15 protein-coding genes are annotated in these 17,054 nt (G+C 67.0%); 9 read left to right on the forward strand and 6 right to left on the reverse strand.

The genetic code is table 11. The annotated features are described in order from the left end of the window. Nucleotides 1-40: 40 nt before the first annotated feature. Nucleotides 41-1,558, forward strand: coding sequence for a CoA-acylating methylmalonate-semialdehyde dehydrogenase (locus HWX55_RS14440; RefSeq protein WP_175976166.1), 1,518 nt, complete (start codon nt 41-43; stop codon nt 1,556-1,558). A gap of 128 nt (nt 1,559-1,686) precedes the next feature. Here the strand turns inward: HWX55_RS14440 and HWX55_RS14445 are convergent, their stop codons facing one another. Beyond that, entirely contained in the window at nt 1,687-2,061 is a 375-nt protein-coding gene (locus tag HWX55_RS14445) for a hypothetical protein (RefSeq protein ID WP_050010995.1), read from the reverse strand. Between the two features lie 407 nt (nt 2,062-2,468). Between HWX55_RS14445 and HWX55_RS14450 the strand changes: the two genes are divergently transcribed. After that, nucleotides 2,469-2,846, forward strand: a complete 378-nt coding sequence (locus tag HWX55_RS14450; protein ID WP_175976167.1) for a nuclear transport factor 2 family protein — start codon at nt 2,469-2,471, stop codon at nt 2,844-2,846. A 97-nt stretch (nt 2,847-2,943) separates the two neighbouring features. On the opposite strand, the gene HWX55_RS14455 is transcribed toward HWX55_RS14450, so the two are convergent. Next, a complete protein-coding gene (locus tag HWX55_RS14455; protein WP_175976168.1) occupies nt 2,944-3,747 on the reverse strand; it encodes a helix-turn-helix transcriptional regulator in 804 nt (267 codons plus the stop codon). A 132-nt stretch (nt 3,748-3,879) separates the two neighbouring features. Here HWX55_RS14455 and HWX55_RS14460 point away from each other — a divergent pair, with 132 nt between their 5' ends. Further along, a complete protein-coding gene (locus HWX55_RS14460) occupies nt 3,880-5,286 on the forward strand; it encodes an APC family permease (protein ID WP_175976169.1) in 1,407 nt (468 codons plus the stop codon). Between the two features lie 64 nt (nt 5,287-5,350). Beyond that, nucleotides 5,351-6,460, forward strand: a complete 1,110-nt coding sequence (locus tag HWX55_RS14465; protein WP_175976170.1) for a P1 family peptidase — start codon at nt 5,351-5,353, stop codon at nt 6,458-6,460. A gap of 138 nt (nt 6,461-6,598) precedes the next feature. On the opposite strand, the gene HWX55_RS14470 is transcribed toward HWX55_RS14465, so the two are convergent. Continuing rightward, entirely contained in the window at nt 6,599-6,811 is a 213-nt protein-coding gene (locus tag HWX55_RS14470) for a hypothetical protein (RefSeq protein ID WP_012338215.1), read from the reverse strand. 136 nt (nt 6,812-6,947) lie between these two features. Then, on the reverse strand, nt 6,948-9,131 hold the full coding sequence (locus HWX55_RS14475; protein ID WP_175976171.1) for an FUSC family protein: 2,184 nt from the start codon (nt 9,129-9,131) through the stop codon (nt 6,948-6,950). Between the two features lie 199 nt (nt 9,132-9,330). Here HWX55_RS14475 and HWX55_RS14480 point away from each other — a divergent pair, with 199 nt between their 5' ends. Then, entirely contained in the window at nt 9,331-10,278 is a 948-nt protein-coding gene (locus HWX55_RS14480) for a LysR family transcriptional regulator (RefSeq protein ID WP_124593342.1), read from the forward strand. A gap of 110 nt (nt 10,279-10,388) precedes the next feature. Here HWX55_RS14480 and HWX55_RS14485 read toward each other — a convergent pair whose 3' ends face one another. Next, on the reverse strand, nt 10,389-10,691 hold the full coding sequence (locus tag HWX55_RS14485) for a DUF4148 domain-containing protein (RefSeq protein ID WP_175976172.1): 303 nt from the start codon (nt 10,689-10,691) through the stop codon (nt 10,389-10,391). A 213-nt stretch (nt 10,692-10,904) separates the two neighbouring features. Beyond that, entirely contained in the window at nt 10,905-12,047 is a 1,143-nt protein-coding gene (locus tag HWX55_RS14490) for a porin (protein WP_050011004.1), read from the reverse strand. Between the two features lie 335 nt (nt 12,048-12,382). Between HWX55_RS14490 and codA the strand changes: the two genes are divergently transcribed. The 4 genes from codA to HWX55_RS14510 all read left to right on the forward strand — a co-directional run bounded on the left by codA (nt 12,383) and on the right by HWX55_RS14510 (nt 16,936). After that, entirely contained in the window at nt 12,383-13,624 is a 1,242-nt protein-coding gene (gene codA / locus HWX55_RS14495; RefSeq protein WP_175976173.1) for a cytosine deaminase, read from the forward strand. 166 nt (nt 13,625-13,790) lie between these two features. Next, nucleotides 13,791-15,125 carry a chloride channel protein gene (locus HWX55_RS14500; RefSeq protein ID WP_175976174.1) on the forward strand — a complete coding sequence of 445 codons (1,335 nt, stop codon included), beginning with the start codon at nt 13,791-13,793 and terminating at the stop codon, nt 15,123-15,125. Nucleotides 15,126-15,368: 243 nt separating this feature from the next. Next, the gene (locus HWX55_RS14505) at nt 15,369-15,680 is read left to right on the forward strand and encodes a helix-turn-helix transcriptional regulator (protein ID WP_347879628.1); all 312 of its coding nucleotides are present in this window, start codon (nt 15,369-15,371) and stop codon (nt 15,678-15,680) included. After that, nucleotides 15,677-16,936, forward strand: coding sequence for a type II toxin-antitoxin system HipA family toxin (locus HWX55_RS14510; protein ID WP_175976176.1), 1,260 nt, complete (start codon nt 15,677-15,679; stop codon nt 16,934-16,936). The genes HWX55_RS14505 and HWX55_RS14510 overlap by 4 nt, the downstream gene beginning before the upstream one ends. Nucleotides 16,937-17,054: the final 118 nt, after the last annotated feature.

Here is a 17,054-nt window from a genome sequence, read left to right on the forward strand (position 1 = left end):
CGCTCGCAGCGACAACCGAATCCACCAAAGAGCCAGACACATGAAACACGACAGCAATGTGACCTCCACCGTCGGCCACCTGATCGACGGCAAGCGCGTCGACGGCGGCAGCCGGGTCCAGCCGGTGTTCGACCCGGCCACCGGCGAATCGCACAAGAGCGTCGCGCTCGCCGACAAGCTGACCGTCGAAGCCGCGATCGCGTCCGCGCAGGCCGCGTTCCCGGCATGGCGCAACACGCCGCCGCTGAAGCGCGCCCGCGTGATGAGCCGCTTCAAGACGCTGCTCGAGGAGCACGCGGAAGAACTGTGCGCGCTGATCACGGCCGAGCACGGCAAGGTGCTCGCCGATGCGATGGGCGAACTGCAGCGCGGGATCGAGAACGTCGAATACGCGTCCTACGTGCCCGAACTGCTGAAGGGCGAGCACAGCAAGAACGTCGGCCCCGCGATCGATTCGTGGAGCGAGTTCCAGGCGCACGGCGTGGCCGCCGGCATCACGCCGTTCAACTTCCCGGTGATGGTGCCGCTGTGGATGTGGCCGATGGCCGTCGCGTGCGGCAACACGTTCGTGCTGAAGCCATCCGAGCGTACGCCGTCGTCGACGCTGCGCATGGCCGAGCTCGCGCTCGAAGCCGGCCTGCCGCCGGGCGTGCTGAACGTCGTGAACGGCGACAAGGAAGCGGTCGACACGATCCTGACCGATCCGCGCGTGAAGGCGGTGAGCTTCGTCGGCTCGACGCCGATCGCCGAAACCATCTATTCGACCGGCTGCGCGCACGGCAAGCGCGTGCAGGCGCTCGGCGGCGCGAAGAACTTCGCGGTCGTGATGCCGGATGCCGATATCCCCAACGCGGTGAACGCGCTGATGGGCGCCGCGTACGGCTCGTGCGGCGAGCGCTGCATGGCGATTCCGCTCGTCGTCGCGATCGGCGACGAAACGGGCGACCAGGTCGTCGCGGGGCTGAAGGCCGAGATCGAGAAGATGAAGGTCGGCCCGGGCAACGGCGCGGGCGTCGACATGGGCCCGCTCGTCACGCAGCAGCATTTCGAGAAGGTGACGGGTTTCGTCGAAGCGGGCGTGGCAGCGGGCGCGACGCTCGTCGTCGACGGTCGCGGCGTGAAGGTCGACGGCCACGATGGCGGCTATTACCTCGGCCCGTGCCTGTTCGACAACGTGAAACCCGGCATGCCGATCTATCAGCACGAGATCTTCGGGCCGGTGCTCGGCGTGATCCGCCTGAAGTCGCTCGACGACGCGATGGCGCTGATCGACGCGCACGAATATGGCAACGGCACGTGCCTGTTCACGCGCGACGGCGAGGCCGCGCGCTACTTCAGCGACAACATCCAGATCGGCATGGTCGGCATCAACGTGCCGCTGCCGGTGCCGGTCGCGTACCACTCGTTCGGCGGCTGGAAGCGCTCGCTGTTCGGCGATCTGCACGCGTACGGCCCGGATGCGGTGCGGTTCTACACGAAGCGCAAGACGATCACGCAGCGCTGGCCGTCGGCCGGCGTGCGCGAAGGGACGGTGTTCAGCTTTCCGTCGAACCGCTGAGTCGACGCGCGCGCCGGCCGCATGCAGCCGGCGCGACGTGCGAAGCCGCAAAAGCCCGCCCCGATCGACGATCGGCGGCGGGCTTTTTCACGTCCCGGCGAAACGCGCGGAACGCGGCGCAAGCCGGCTCAAGGCGCGACCACGTGCCACACGTTCTTGAAGTTGTCGCCGTTGCGTTCGCCCTGTTTCATGTCCTTCGAATAGAAGTACAGCGGCTTGCCCTTGTATGCCCATTGCGGGCTGCCGTCGTCGCGCTTGACGATCGTGTAGGGGCCGACCGGTACGTCGGTCGCGCTGGCCTTGTACGGCGGCCACAGGGTTTCGCATGGGCCCGAACAGGCGCTGGTGCCGGCGTTGGGCTTGTCCTTGTCGAACGAGTAGACGGTCATCCCGTTCGCGGCGACGAGCGCGCCGTTTTCTTCCTTCGTGATGGAACCCTGGGCCGTGGCCGAAGCTGACGCAATGGCGAGCAGGGCGGAGCTGACGAGCAGCGCGGCTTTCATGAGTGCCTCCTGATAATCCGGTGGGCGGCCGCGATCGCGTGCACGGGCGAGCGTGCGCCGGAATCGCGATGAATGGTGCCGGAGCACGGCGCCGTCGCCGCCGGCCCGCGCGAGCCACGGCGGGGCGAATGGCGGCGAACGGAGCGCCTTATTCACGATAGGCGGTTTTTGGCGGTGCTGCGAGAAGATCGGGGGGCATATCGGCGGCACGCACGCGGCGCGCAACAGCGCGACGATCGTCGTCGTGCCCGGGTATTCGGCATCCGTCCCCGAGCCCGCGCCGCGCATGCGTTGCGGCGGCAACGACCCCGATACGGGTTTGCGTGGATGACATCGCGCGCATTCCGCCGGAATATCTTCGTCAGCGCGAGCCGGGCTCGCGCCGATCCTTCCGGGAGGGGACGACGATGCTTCAGGATCCAGGCGATGTTGCGCGCGCCAGCTATCGCGCGTATGTCGACAAGGACCGCGACGCGATCGAAGCGCTGATCGCGCCGGATTTCCATTTCACGAGCCCGCTCGACAACCGGCTCGATCGCGATGCATATCTCGCACGCTGCTGGCCGAACAGCGCGATGCTCGCCGCTTTCGAGTTCGTCGACGTCGCCGTGCACGGCGAATACGTGTACGTCGTATACGAAGCCGTCACGACCGCCGGCAGGCGGTTCCGCAATGCCGAACGGTTACGCGTGCACGATGGCCGGCTTGTCGAGGCCGAGGTGTATTTCGGCTGGTACGTGCCGCACCCGGCGCCCGATGGCGGGTTCATCGAATCGGGCAGGTGAACGCAGTCGCGCCGCGCGAAGCCGACGTTTCGCCGTCGCGAGGCGCCCGCGAAGGGCCGCCCGCCGGGGCGTCGCCGGTCGACGACGCGCGCGCCGCTCAACCGGCTGCGTCGTCTTCCCCCAGCGCCTGAATGAACCGCGAAAACAGCTCAGGCTGCGACGAGATTCCGAGCTTCGCGTAAAGATGCCGCCGATGCACCTTCACCGTCTCCGGTGAAATCGCGAGCCGCTCCGCGATCGCCTTCGACGAATTGCCGCGCAGCACCATTCTTGCGATCGCCATCTCGCGATCGGTCAGCACGCCCGCGCCGAAGCGCGCGAGCGCCTGCTCGACGCGTGCGCCGAGGTCCGCGTCGGGCGTGGCGCGCGCGGCATCGCCCACCAGTCGCCAATGCTGCCGGATGACCGCGAGCACCCACGGCATCGCGGCCGTCAGCTTGCCGAGCGGCTCGACGTCGAAGCGCGTCGACGCACCGAGCGACAGCGACAGCAGCGTATCGGCGTTCGGTCGCACGAGAATCTGGATCTCGTCGTCGCCGACCGCGTCGCGGAAATAGCTCAGGAAATATTCGCTCTGCCGGAACAGGTCGGGTGCGACTTCCTCGAGCCGGTAGCAGCCGTCGGCGAGCCCGTCGTGCGCGGCCTGCAGGAACGGATCGAGCAGATATAACCCGTTCAGGTAAAGCGGCACCGGCGACGCGGTGTCGGCGCCGCCCGTGTCGTATTCGTCGAGCACGAGCGGCACGCCGTCGCGGCCGATCGCGGTCGCGAGCGCGTTGTCGAACGGCGCCATTTCGTTGAGCAGCAGCACGAGGAACCGCCAGAAACGCGGCTGGCCGAGATGATCGATTGCGCGGCCGAGCGCCTGGTGCATCGCGATTTCGGAAAAGAGACGATCCATACCACCACCGGAAGGGCGTAACACGAAGGGGGAATAGCGGTCCTGAAATTGGCTTCCTAGACTGCCACGCAATCAATCGGGCCCGAGTATGGGTGTTCAAAAAAAGGCGGCAAAGGAACAAAGGAGCACGAAATGGCGATGATGTCGGAATCGACGGGCACGCTGCAAGCGGCCTCTGCAACGGAAGACGCGCCGCGCGCGCTGTCGCAGACGCTCAGCGTGCGCGACGCTGTGATGATCACCGTATCGGGCGTGACCCCGGCCAGCTCGATCTTCGTGATCGCGCCGTTCGCGATCCAGCAGGCCGGCAGCGGCGCGGTGCTGTCGTTCGTGCTCGGCGGCGTGCTCGCGCTGGCGTTCGCGCTCTGCTATGCGGAACTCAGTGCCGCGCACCGCAGCGCGGGCGGCGAATACGTGATGGCCAAGCGCGTGTTCGGCACGCTGCCCGGCTACCTGACCTTCATCACGGTGCTGTCCGTCAGCGTGTTCATTCCGGCCGTGCTCGCGAGCGGCGCCGCGCCGTACCTGAACAGCGCGCTCGGCACGCACTTCGGCAATCAGTCGGTCGCGCTGACGATCGTGCTGCTCAGCTATCTGCTCGGCATGCTGAACATCAAGACGAATGCGTGGATCACCGGCGCGTTCCTGGTCGTCGAAATCGGCGTGCTGATGCTGATCGCGGGGCTCGGCTTCGGGTCGCCGCATCGCGGCGCCGACGTGCTGATCGCGCCGGTCGTCGCGAGCGGCAACGCGCTGGTGCCGGCCACGCTCGCGGCCATCGTGCCCGCGATCGGCACTGCGATCTTCTGCTACAACGGCTTCGGCTCGGCCGCCTATCTCGCGGAGGACTTGCGCGGCGGCAACCGCAACGTCGCGAAGGCGGTGATCTATTCGCTGCTCGTGATCCTCGTCGTCGAACTGGTGCCGCTCACCGCGATCGTGCTCGGCGCGCCGTCGCTGACGGAACTGACGAAGAGCGCCGATCCGATCGGCTATGTCGTGCGCTCGCTGAGCAATCCGGCCGTGTCGCGCGTGGTCAGCGGCGGGATCTTCCTGTCGGTGTTCAACGCGATCATCGCGATCGTGATCGCGATGGGCCGCCTGCTGTACAGCAGCGGCCGGCATGCGCTGTGGTCGCGCACCTGCAACCGCGCGTTCTCGACGATCCATCCGCGCCTCGAATCGCCGTGGCTCGCGACGATCGCGCTCGCGATACCGTCGGCCGGGCTCGTGTTCGTGTCGAGCCTCGATGAACTGACCGCATTCACGGTCGACCTGTTGCTGCTGATCTACCTCGTCGTCGGGCTGGCCGCGCTCGCGAGCCGGTTCGTGCGTCGCGACGTCGAGCATCATTACCGGATGCCGCTGTGGCCCGTGACGCCGCTCGTCGCGGTCGCGGGTGCCGCGTACACGCTTTACACGACGCTGGCGACGGCGACGAAGCCGACCGACCTGATCATCATCGCGGGGCTGCTGGTCGCGGCGCTCGTGATGTACGTCATGTGGGCGCGCCACAGCGCGGCATTCCGCGCGCTCTGAGCATCGGTTCGACACCGGGCATCACCGATACACCGAATCATCGAAAGACAGGAGGAATGGCATCATGCGCACGAGGGATCTCGGCATCCGCATCGGACTCGGCACGCCGGGCCGCTTCAACGCGATCACGGACGTACCGGGCGTGCGGGTCGGTCATTGCACGCTGAACGTCGAGAACGGCGACGCGTCGATCCGCACCGGCGTCACCGTCATCGAACCGCGCGGGGGTGCCGCGCACGATTCGCCGTGCTTCGCGGGCGTGCACGTGCTGAACGGCAACGGCGACGCGACCGGGCTCGAATGGATCCGCGAAGCGGGCTTGCTGACGACGCCGATCGCCTATACGAACACGCACAGCGTCGGCGCGGTACGCGACGCGCTGGTCGCGAACGAACGCGAAGCGGCGGGCGGCCGCGTGTACTGGTGCATGCCGGTCGTGATGGAGACCTACGACGGACTGCTGAACGACATCTGGGGGCAGCACGTGAACGCCGCGCACGTGCAGCGCGCGCTGGCCACCGCGCAGTCGGGGCCGGTCGCCGAAGGCGGCGTGGGCGGCGGCACGGGCATGATCTGCCACGAGTTCAAGGGCGGCATCGGCACCGCGTCGCGCGTGCTGGCGAGCGATGCGGGCGGCTGGACGGTCGGCGCGCTCGTGCAGGCGAACTACGGCGTGCGCGAGATGCTGCGCGTGGCCGGCTACCCGGTCGGCGAAGTGCTGCGGCACGTGCATTCGCCGTTTCGCGAAGCCGACGCGAAAGGCGAGGCCGGCATGGGCTCGATCGTCGTCACGATCGCGACCGACGCACCGTTGCTGCCGCATCAATGCACGCGTCTCGCGCAGCGCGCGAGTGTCGGGCTTGCCCGCGTCGGCGGCGGCACCGAGGATTCGAGCGGCGACATCTTCCTCGCGTTCGCGACCGGCAACGCCGGCTTGCCGGCGGTGAACTACGGCAGCAAGGGCATGCCGACCACCGACGTGCGGATGGTCAACAACGACCATATTTCCGCGCTGTTCGTCGCGGCGGCGGAAGCGGTGGAGGAAGCGATCGTGAATGCGCTGGTTGCGGGCGCCGACGTCGCGTCGCGCGGGGCGCGGGTCGAAGGGCTCGGGCACGCGCGCTTGCTGGATGCGTTGCGCGAAGTGGGCTGGCGGCCGGGGCGCGGCGCCTGAAACGGCAAGCGCCGCTTCAATCGAAGCGGCGTGGTGCGGGGCGGCGATGCGGCGATCGGTCGGACCGCCGTCCGCCCGCGCACGTCATGCATGCGGTGCGGGCGATGCGGGTCTGGCCGTGACGACGCGGCGTCATGCTCAGCTGCCGAAGTAGATGTTGCAGAAGCTGACGGGGCCGACGCACGCGTTCGGGTCTTCCTGCTTCGATTGCGCACGATCGACGCGGCCGGCGGCCTGGATCGCCTCGGCGCGGTTCGCCTGTTGCGGTGCGGCGTCTGCCGGCGCCGGCTGCGCATGAGCGACGGCAGCGGTGAGCGACAGGGCAACGAGGGCGAGGTGCAGCGGCTTCATGTTGTTTCTCCTGGATGAGTGCCAGTCTCGCTGGCAGTGAGGAAACTATAGGCTCGCACTGCTTAAAGATTAATCGCCGCGCCTGTAGAGCTTATTTCCATCCGGAACAACGATCCCGTTGCGCGCGCATCGATCTTCAATGGCGGTGCCGGTTGAACGGCGCGTCCTTGTCGAGCAGCGCGCTGCGCATGAAGTGCAGGCAGCCGACGATCCGCTGCATGTTGCGACGCGCGTCGGGCACCGCGTACCACGCCTGCAGCGCGTGCTGCGCCGCGCGGATCGCGAGATTCACGGATTTCAGCGTGCGCGCATGGCGGGCGGGCGTCGGATCGTCGAAGAAGCGTGGCAGCTCGAGCAGCACCGCATCGATCGAGCCGGTCCAGCGCAGCGTCTGCGGCGGTTTCGCCGCGCCGAACGCGTGCAGCTCGTCGCGCAGGTCGATGACCGCGTGGCCGATCTCGAGCGTCGACAGCATCCAGCGCAGTGCATCGCGATGCTGCCGCGTGCGGCGCACCAGCAGCGTACGCAGTTGCGCCATCAGGTCGTGCGTGCTCGACTGGAAGCGTTGCGCGAGGCCGTCCGGCGCGCCTTCGCACGCAAGCGTCACCTGGCGGCGCAAGTCGTGCGCGATCCGGCCGGTGAGCCAGGGCATGTGCGTCGGGAACACGACGGCGAACACGAGCGAGCACGCCAGCATCGCGACGACGACCGCCACCCCGTTGTTGATCAGCACTTCGGGCGTATACGCGATGGTGTTGTCGGGGCCCGCGAGCAGGCAGAAGAACACCGCGAAGCCGATCCCGTAGCCGGACAGGCCCGGCCGCATCGCGAGAAACGCGCCGAGGCCGAGCACCGGCGCGAGCGCTGCGCACAGCAGCGGAAAACCGTCGATGTTCGGATAGACGTAGCAGAGGAACAGGTAGCCGACGGCGGTCGCGAACGCCGCGCCGACGCCCATCTGCGCGACGAACTTCGGCGCGCGCGGCGACGTCGAGCTGAGCGCGCACGCGATCGCGGTGGCGATGACCGCGAGCGAGCCGCTCGGCCATTCGGACGCGATCCAGAACGAGCTCATCGCGCCGACGGCAACCACCGTGCGCAGGAACGCAAAACCGACGAAGAACGCATTGGTTTTCACCGCGTAGTGCGTGACCGAGCGCTCGAACGCGTGATCGTCCTGGTCGAGCGACGCATAGGTGTCGACGTAGCCGAGATATTCGCCGATGAACCGGTACAGCAGTTCGATCGCGGTATCGAAGTCGAGCAGGCCGCCGGCCGCATGGTCCTCGATGGCCCGCCGCGACGCGCGCGCGGCCTTCGGCAACGCACTGTGAAAGCGGCGCAGTTCGAGCATCGCGCCGGTGGCCGGCGCGATGCCGCGCTGGCGTTCGTCGCGCAACGCGGCGAAGCGCAGTGCGAGCGCGTCGACGTGCGGCGCCAGCGCGTCGAGCACCGCGTCCGACCGATTCGCACGCAGCCGCTTGACGAGCTGGTGCAGCGCATGCAGCCGCGTACATGCGTTCATGAACTCGCTGTTCAGCCGCGCGAGCCGGCGGCTGCGCGCGCGAATGTGCGGATCCTCGAACGACGCGAATGCACGGTTCGCTTCGAAGCCGACGATGTCGTCGACGAAATCGGCGAAGCGCCGCTCGAAATCGCCGCGCGCGACGTCGCCCGACAGCGCGCCGGCCGTGAACGCCGCGAACGTCGCGTGGCGCGCGCTCAGCGAGCGCATCAGCGCCTTCGCGGAACTCAACGGCAGGATCAGCGCGCTGACCGCGCCCGAGCACGCGATGCCGAGGGCGACTTCCGCGGCGCGCGTGAGCGCGGACTGGAACAGCGTCTGCGGCGTCATCACGGCCGGCAGGCCGATCAGCGCGGCCGTGTAGCCGGCGAGCACGAAGCCGTACCAGCGAAAGTGGCGGTTGCGCACCGCGAGCGCGATGCAGCCGCCGATCCACAGCGTGATGCCGGCCATGTACAGCTCGGGCTGCTGCGCGAACAGCCCGCCGAGCGCGAGCGCGCCGACGAGGCCTGCCGCCGTGCCGAGCACGCGGTAGAAGCTCTTCGCGAACACCATCCCCGACAGCGGCTGCATCAGCACGAACACGGTGGTCATCGCGGTGCGCGGCTGCGACATCTCGAGACGCATCGCGATGCCCATCGCCAGCAGCGCCGCGAGCACGGTTTTCGCGAGGTGCAGCCAGATCAGTCCGTCGGTCACGGCCCAGTCGCGCGCCGCGTTGCCGAGCGGATCGAGCCATCGCCTCCATCGTGCCGGTTCGATGGAAGGTCGCGCGATCGCAGGTGGTGGCTTCATGAAAAAGGGGCCCAAGGCCGACCGCGCGAGGTGCCGCGGCGCGTCCGAACGGGTCCGTTCGACTGATGAGGCGCCGATTGTAGGAGCGCGGCGCCCGCGCATTAACGCAGTTGCGGGGAAACGATAGTTGCAGCCGGAGTAACAATCTGTCGCATCCAGTGGAGGAAAATGGCGGCTCCGCTACAGGTCGCTCACAGGAATGGATACCCTACAAAACATGCGGGTGTTTTCGCGCGTCGTCGAGACGGGCAGTTTCACCGCCGCCGCGCAATCGCTGAATTCGACGACGGGCGCGATGTCGCGCGCGGTGTCGGAGCTGGAGGCGCGTTTGCGCACCCGTCTGATGAATCGCTCGACGCGCCGTCTCGCGCTCACGTCGGCCGGCGAAAGCTATCTGCGGCGCTGCCGCCAGATCCTCGCCGACGTCGACCGCGCGGAAGAAGAGGCGAGTTGCGCGCACGAGCGCCCGGCCGGCGTGCTGCGCATGCACAGCTTCGCGAGCGTCGGTCATCACTATGTATTGCCCACGCTGACGCGCTATCACGCGCAATTCCCGGACGTGTCGATCGAACTGTCGCTGTCGCAGCGCATGCCCGACCTGTTCGACGGCACGAGCGACACGGCCGTCGTCACCGCGTCGTCGCTGCCCGATTCGGAACTCGTGTCGCACCTGCTCGGCTCGACGTTCAGCATTCTGTGCGCATCGCCCGACTACGTGAAACGGCACGGCGTGCCGGCCCGCCCGCAGGATCTCGCCGCGCATGCGTGCCTGACGCTGTGTACGCCGGCGTTTCCGACGCACGAATGGGTGCTCGAAGGGCCCGAAGGCGTCGAGCAGATCCACGTCGCGGGGCCCGTGCAGACCAATACCGCCGAATCGCTCGCGCTTGCGATCCGCGACGGCATCGGGATCGGCATGCTGCCGCTGTATTCGGCGATCGACGCGCTGCGCGACGGCTCGCTTGTCCGCGTGCTGCCCGCGCATATCCTGCAGAAGATGAACGTGTATGCGCTGTACCCGTCGCGCCGCTTCGTCGATGCGAAGGTGCGGACCTGGGTCGAGATGCTGCGCGCGCAGGTGCCGACGATGATCGCGCGCGACGTCGAGATGCTGAACGCGATCGATCGCGAACCGCAGGCCGCCTGAGCGCAGGCCGCCTGGACCGCGCGGGCGCATCGGCGCGCGGCGGGTTGCTTCATGCCCATGCCGGAACCGCGTCGCTCGCCATCCATGCTGGAGGCGAGCGACGCGCGCCGTCACAGCGCGGGCTTGGCCGCCGCGCCCGATTCGGTTGCCGGCTCGCCGGTCGGGCCGTAGGCGGCTCGCGCCGCTTTCCGTTCGGCGAGACGCTTCGCCTGCAGTCGTTCTTGCGCCGCGAGAATGTCGTCCGGATAGTTGCCGATTTCCCCGCGCGCCGGGTTGTAGCCGACCGATTCGAGATCGATCAGCTCCTGCAGCACCTGCGCGCGCGTGACGGGCGACTTCGCCTGCTGGGCGAACGACAGGGCCGGTGCGGCAAGCAGGACGGCAGCGGCGGCGGTAACGACGAGCGATTTCACGAGGTTCTCCTGAATAAGGGGTGGGTGGCCGGATCGACACGCTGCGCGCGGCGCCGACCTTCGACGTCAGTCTACGGAGCGAGTCCGCGTGCAAACACCCCGATTCCAGGAGGGCTGCGTTCCAGAAGGAACAACATTGGCGGCGTCGCCCGCGGCCACTGAACCCGTGTGTGCACACGGCTCCTGCAGGCGGACGACGTCGCGCGATGCCGGTCAGAACCGCGTGCGCATGCCGATCGTGCCGACCACCTGGTTCGCGGTGCTCGATGCGCCGCCCGACGTGTTGATGAACGCCTGGTAGCCGCGGCCCGACGCATGCTGGAACATCGCTTCCGCGTACAGGTCGGTGCGGCGCGACAGCTTGTACACGGCCTGCAGGTTGGCCTGATGCCACTTCGGATCGCTGCCGTGCTTGCTGTCCGGATTCGACACGCTGGCGTCCGTGTACACATAGGCCGCGCCGACGCTGACGGCCGGCGTCACCGCATAGCGCACGTTCACGTCGTAGTTGTTGAACGCGATCTGGCCGCTGGAGCCGAACGCGCCCGTGTTGTCGTACTGCGAGCGCGTGTAGACGAAGCCGACGGTCGCCGGGCCGAACACGTAGCTGACGCCGCCGCCGTAGCTGCGCATGCGGTCCGAGCCGATCGACCAGCCGCCCTGGTTCAGGCTTTTCGCTTCGGCCGAATCGGTCGCGCCGGGGCTCGCGCTCGTCGAGCCCTTCGTGCCGTTCATCTGCAGGTAGGCGCCGGCCAGCTTCAGCGGGCCGTTCGTGTAGCTCGCGGCCACGCTGTACGCGCGGTTCGCGCTGAAGTTCGCCGAGTTGGAGAACGCGTACAGCGCGCCGACCTTGAAGCCCGCGATCGTATCGCTCGTGTACTTGACCGCGTTGTTGATGCGCAGCGAGTGGTTCAGGTTGTCGTTGTCGAACGGATGCGCGAAGCCCGTATCGCCGAAATCGCCGGACGTCGCGGACAGCGGCGCGACGAAATCGACCATCGTGTCGTACTGGCGGCCGAGCGTCAGCGTGCCGTAGCCGGCCTGGCTGAGGCCGACATATGCGTGCCGGCCGAACAGCTTGCCGTCCTGGCCGAGCCCGCCGTTGTTCGCGTTGAAGCCGTTCTCGAGCACGAACAGCGCTTTCAGGCCGCCGCCGAGATCCTCGGTGCCGCGCAGGCCGAAGCGGCTGCCGTTGATCGTGCCGGTCGCCATGCGCCACTGCGACGCGCCGTTCACGTTGTTGGTATAGGCGATGCCGGCGTCGATCAGGCCGTACAGCGTGACCGAGCTTTGCGCGTGGGCGAGCGGCGCGAACAGGGCGGCGGCGCACGCGCCGGCGATCAGGGTTTTTTTCAAGGTGAAGCTCCTGCGTGTGGGACGGGAAACCAAAGTTCGGCGCAAGTATAGGAATGCGCGGCGCGCGCAAGGGCCGGGCGGCCGCGAGCGCACTGTTCCGGATCCTGCAAGAGTCGTTCACAAAACCGACACGACGCGATGCGCCCGCGCCGGCCGGCGGTTCTTGCGCGACGGCCAGCCTGCGGCTGTCCTCCGGCGCGGCCCTGCTGTCGTGTCGATGCAACATGCGCGGTACGTGCGCGCATCGCTGCTTTTCCTCCATACTGATTGTCCGGACCGCACGGCCGCCGATGCAGATCGCGCGGCCGTGTCAACGCATACGACAAGAGGCCCCCATGAACCTGTTCAACGTACGTCTGCGCGGCCGCGACGGCCTGTTCACGATCGGCATCGATGCCGGCAAGATCGCGCGGATCGATGCGCAAACCGCACCGATCGCGTCGACGAACCCCGACCATATCGATGGCGGCGGCCGGCTCGCGATTGCGCCGCTCGTCGAGCCGCATATCCACCTCGATGCAGTACTGACGGCCGGCGAACCCGCGTGGAACATGAGCGGCACGCTGTTCGAGGGCATCGAGCGCTGGGCCGAGCGCAAGGCGACGATCACGCACGACGACACGAAAGCACGCGCGCATGCGGCGATTGGCATGCTGCGCGACCACGGGATCCAGCACGTGCGCACGCACGTCGACGTGACCGATCCGACGTTGGCCGCGCTGAAGGCGATGCTCGAAGTGAAGGACGAGGCGCGCGGGCTGATCGACCTGCAGATCGTCGCGTTCCCGCAGGAGGGCATCGAATCGTTCGACGGCGGCCGCGCGTTGATGGAGCAGGCGATCGAACTCGGCGCGGACGTCGTCGGCGGGATCCCGCATTTCGAGAACACGCGGGAGCAGGGCGTCAGCTCGATCCGCTTCCTGATGGATCTCGCGGAACGCACGGGCTGCCTCGTCGACGTGCACTGCGACGAGACCGACGATCCGCATTCGCGCTTTCTCGAAGTGCTCGCGGAAGAAGCGCGCGTGCGCGGCATGGGGGCGCGCGTCACCGCGAGCCACACGACCGCGATGGGTTCGTACGACAACGCGTACTGCTCGAAGCTGTTCCGGCTGCTGAAGCGGGCGGGACTGAACTTCATCTCGTGCCCGACCGAGAGCATCCATCTGCAAGGGCGCTTCGACACGTTTCCGAAGCGGCGCGGCGTCACGCGCGTCGCGGAACTCGACCGTGCCGGGATCAACGTGTGCTTCGGGCAGGATTCGATCAAGGACCCGTGGTATCCGCTCGGCAACGGCAACATCCTGCGCGTGCTCGACGCGGGCCTTCATATCTGCCACATGATGGGTTACCAGGACCTGCAGCGCTGCCTCGACTTCGTGACCGACCACAGCGCGACGACGATGCATCTGGGCGATGGCTACGGCATCGCGGTCGGGCGGCCGGCCAATCTCGTCGTGCTCGACGCGGACAGCGACTACGAAGCCGTACGCCGGCAGGCGAAGGCCACGCTGTCGATGCGCCACGGGAAGGTCATCATGCGGCGCGAACCGGAGCGCATTACGTATCCGGATTGATGCGGAAGGTGGGCCATCGTGGCCCGCTGGCCTTCATGTATTCGCAAAATACATCAGTCGATTCGAAAAATACGTTTGTTTCATGAGAGGCGCGGGCCTACGATTCGGTCCTGACGACGGCGTGCCACCTGCGCACCGTCCTTTTCTCTCTTCGTTCGCCGACCCCATGCGCCTCGATCTTCCGTCCGCTCCCGCTGCTTCTTCGCCGACTGCCAGCCCGTTCGCGCGCCTGGCCGTCGTCACGGTCCTGACCGGCATCGGCGCGGGGCTCGGCGGCATGCTGCTCGCGCTGCTGCTGCATGCGATCCAGCACGTCGCGTACGGCTACAGCATCGCGCACGTGATCGGGTCCGAGAGCTTCCTCACTGGCGTGACCGCGGCCGAGCCGCTGCGCCGGGTCGCGGTGCTGGCCGTCTGCGGGATCGTCGCCGGCGGCGGCTGGTGGGCGCTTTACCGGTATGGCCGGCCGCTCGTCAGCATCCGTCGCGCGGTGCGCGCGGCCGATCCGCGGATGCCATTCGTCAGCACGACGGTTCACGCACTGCTGCAGATCGTCACCGTCGCGCTCGGCTCGCCGCTCGGCCGCGAAGTCGCGCCGCGCGAGATCGGCTCGCTGCTCGCCGGGCGGTTTGCCCACGCGGCGCGACTCACGCCCGACGACTGCCGGCTGATGGTCGCGTGCGGCGCCGGCGCGGGGCTCGCGGCCGTCTACAACGTGCCGCTCGGCGGCGCGATTTTCGTGCTCGAGGTGCTGCTCGGCACGTTCGAACTGCGGACGCTGATCGTGGCGGTCGTGACGTCCGCGATCGCGGCGGTCGTCGCGTGGATCGGCCTCGGCAACGAGCATCAGTACACGGTGCCGGCGTTCGTGCTGAGCACGCCGCTCGTCGCATGGTCGATCGTCTGCGGGCCGCTGTTCGGTTTCGCCGCGTACGGTTTCGTGCGGCTCACGACCCGCGCGCGTGCGAACGCGCCGAAGGACTGGCGGCTCCCGGTGTTCGCGCTGCTGAACTTCGCGGTGGTCGGCGTGCTCGCGATGGGGTTTCCGCAACTGCTCGGCAACGGCAAGGGCCCGGCGGCGCTGGGTTTCGACGGCACGCTGACGATCGGCTTCGCCGCGACGCTGCTCGTGCTGAAGGTGCTGATCGAGGCCGGCAGCCTGCGGGCCGGCGCGGAAGGCGGGCTGCTGACGCCGGGTCTCGCGAACGGCGCGCTGCTCGGTGTCGTGCTCGGCGGATTGTGGAGCGCCGTGTGGCCGGGCGCATCGCTCGGCGGATGCGCGCTGATCGGCGCGACCGCGTTTCTCGCTGCGTCGATGCAGATGCCGATCACGGCCGTCGTGTTGATGCTCGAATTCACGCGTGCGAATCACGACAGCCTCGTGCCGATGTTGCTGGCAGTGGCGGGTTCGCTTGTGGCGTATCGGTTCGCGCAGAAGCTGGCGGAGCGGCGAGCGACGGCGATCGCAGCCGTCAGCACGCCGGAGGCGGTTGCTCGCTAGCGGGCTCACGCCAAGGCCCGTAAACGCATCGATGAGCGCGGCGATCCATCCACGACATGGCGTCTCTGGCGGGTAGGGAAGAGCATGCATCGCTGACGCACCAATTCTGTCTTGGAGTGGATTAACTGCGAAAATTGTGCCATAAGATCTAATATGTGGGAATTATATTCCCTGAGTGCATTTTCCCTATAACTCTATAATATTGTGAGTTACGAGAGATATAGCCCGGGAAGGCCCACTATGTTGGAATTAAGTTTTCGCAAGCCCGACGAAATCGTCACACTGCTTTGCGCGAGGCTTCGCACGGAGCGGCTGGCGTTGCAACTGACGCAGAGCGACGTAGCCGCGCGTGCCGGCGTCGGTTCCAATACCGTGTCCAATCTGGAATCCGGACGCAATGTGAGCCTCGAGACGGTCGTTCGTGTAGCCATGGTCCTGGGACGAAGCAAGGAACTCGAAGGATTGTTCCTGCCGAAGCTCGATAGCCTGGAAGACGTTCACCGGTATGAAAAAAGCGCCAAACGTCAGCGCGTCAAGCGGGGCAACCAGAAATGATCGAGCGGATCGATGTCTACTACGACGGCTGGGGGGAGCACTGGCTGTGGGGATCGATGGTTTCTACGACGGCGATCACGGGGCGCCCGTTGATCGTATTCGAATATAGCGATGACGCGCGCAAGAGGGGGCTGGAACTATCGTCTTATGCGCTTCCATTGCATGGAGCGAGGCTGCGCAAGGACTTTCCGTCCCACCAGATGGGATTGCCCGGCCCGGTCTATGACGCGCTGCCCGACGGATGGGGCATGTTGCTCACGGACCGCTTGTTCAAACGCCGCGGTCTCAACGCGGCACGCATCGGGCCGCTGGAGCGGTTGGCTTACATTGGCAACCACGCAATGGGCGCCCTGTCGTTCGAACCGGTCGCGCTCGAGATCCAGGCACCGCAGCCGGATATTCCTCTCGACCGGCTCGCGGCCGAGGTACAGGAAGTCCTCGATGGTGAGGGCGGCGAATTCCTTCATCAACTGCTGCAGGTGGGCGGCTCTCCGCAGGGTGCCAGGCCGAAGGCCCTGGTCTATCGTGATCCGCAGTCCGGCGCTTTTACCACGGCCGCGGTGGCGGGTCTTGAAGCATGGTTGGTCAAGTTCCCGGCCCGGCAAGAGCATCCCGAGGTGTGCGCGATCGAAATGGTCTATGCCGAGTGCTTGCGCATGTGCGGCATCGAGACCCCGGACACGCTGCATTTCAATTTGCCTGACGGGATGGCGGCATTTGCGTCCCGGCGTTTCGATCGACGGGACGGTCTGCGCGTGCCCATGCAAAGCGTTGCCGCGTTTACCGGTGCCGATTACAAAACGCCGGGTGCGCTGGACTACGTGAACTTCTTGCGCGCGACTCACATGTGCACCAACGACGTACGCGAGAAGGCGCGGGCGTTTGAACGGGCTGTCTTCAATGTCGCGTTCAACAATCGCGACGATCATCCGAAAAACTTCGCATACGTCATGTCGCGATCCGGCCAGTGGAAACTCGCGCCGGCCTACGACGTGACATTCTGCGAGGGGCCGGGCGGTTACCACCAAATGGACGTCATGGGCGAGGCGCTGCGGATCGACCGGGCGGCATTGCTCGGACTGGCAAAGGAAGCCGAGCTTTCCGCAGCCGCTGCCGGCGACATGATCGACGGAATGTGCGGCGTGGCCAGCCAGTTCTCGGCCATTGCGAAGCGCCGCTACGAGGGGATCATCACAGAAGGCACCCTGACGGACATTCAGCGTCGAATCGACGAGAACGTTGCGCTGCTGCGCTAGGTGTGAAGCTTCAATAGGTTGTATCGATGGTTCATCCGGACTGAGTCTGGGAGACTGGAAGTCGCCAAACACCCAACCTTCCAGGAACCCAGCCGGATGAACACCCATAAGAATGCCC

This window comes from Burkholderia sp. BCC1047, assembly GCF_902833155.1.
GTDB classification, from domain to species: Bacteria; Pseudomonadota; Gammaproteobacteria; order Burkholderiales; family Burkholderiaceae; genus Burkholderia; species Burkholderia sola.

Coding starts and splice junctions, on each gene's coding strand:
- HWX55_RS14440 (WP_175976166.1), top strand. CDS start 41: ATGAAACACGACAGCAATGTGACCTCCACCGTCGGCCACCTGATCGAC.
- HWX55_RS14445 (WP_050010995.1), bottom strand. CDS start 2,061: ATGAAAGCCGCGCTGCTCGTCAGCTCCGCCCTGCTCGCCATTGCGTCA.
- HWX55_RS14450 (WP_175976167.1), top strand. CDS start 2,469: ATGCTTCAGGATCCAGGCGATGTTGCGCGCGCCAGCTATCGCGCGTAT.
- HWX55_RS14455 (WP_175976168.1), bottom strand. CDS start 3,747: ATGGATCGTCTCTTTTCCGAAATCGCGATGCACCAGGCGCTCGGCCGC.
- HWX55_RS14460 (WP_175976169.1), top strand. CDS start 3,880: ATGGCGATGATGTCGGAATCGACGGGCACGCTGCAAGCGGCCTCTGCA.
- HWX55_RS14465 (WP_175976170.1), top strand. CDS start 5,351: ATGCGCACGAGGGATCTCGGCATCCGCATCGGACTCGGCACGCCGGGC.
- HWX55_RS14470 (WP_012338215.1), bottom strand. CDS start 6,811: ATGAAGCCGCTGCACCTCGCCCTCGTTGCCCTGTCGCTCACCGCTGCC.
- HWX55_RS14475 (WP_175976171.1), bottom strand. CDS start 9,131: ATGAAGCCACCACCTGCGATCGCGCGACCTTCCATCGAACCGGCACGA.
- HWX55_RS14480 (WP_124593342.1), top strand. CDS start 9,331: ATGGATACCCTACAAAACATGCGGGTGTTTTCGCGCGTCGTCGAGACG.
- codA (WP_175976173.1), top strand. CDS start 12,383: ATGAACCTGTTCAACGTACGTCTGCGCGGCCGCGACGGCCTGTTCACG.
- HWX55_RS14500 (WP_175976174.1), top strand. CDS start 13,791: ATGCGCCTCGATCTTCCGTCCGCTCCCGCTGCTTCTTCGCCGACTGCC.
- HWX55_RS14510 (WP_175976176.1), top strand. CDS start 15,677: ATGATCGAGCGGATCGATGTCTACTACGACGGCTGGGGGGAGCACTGG.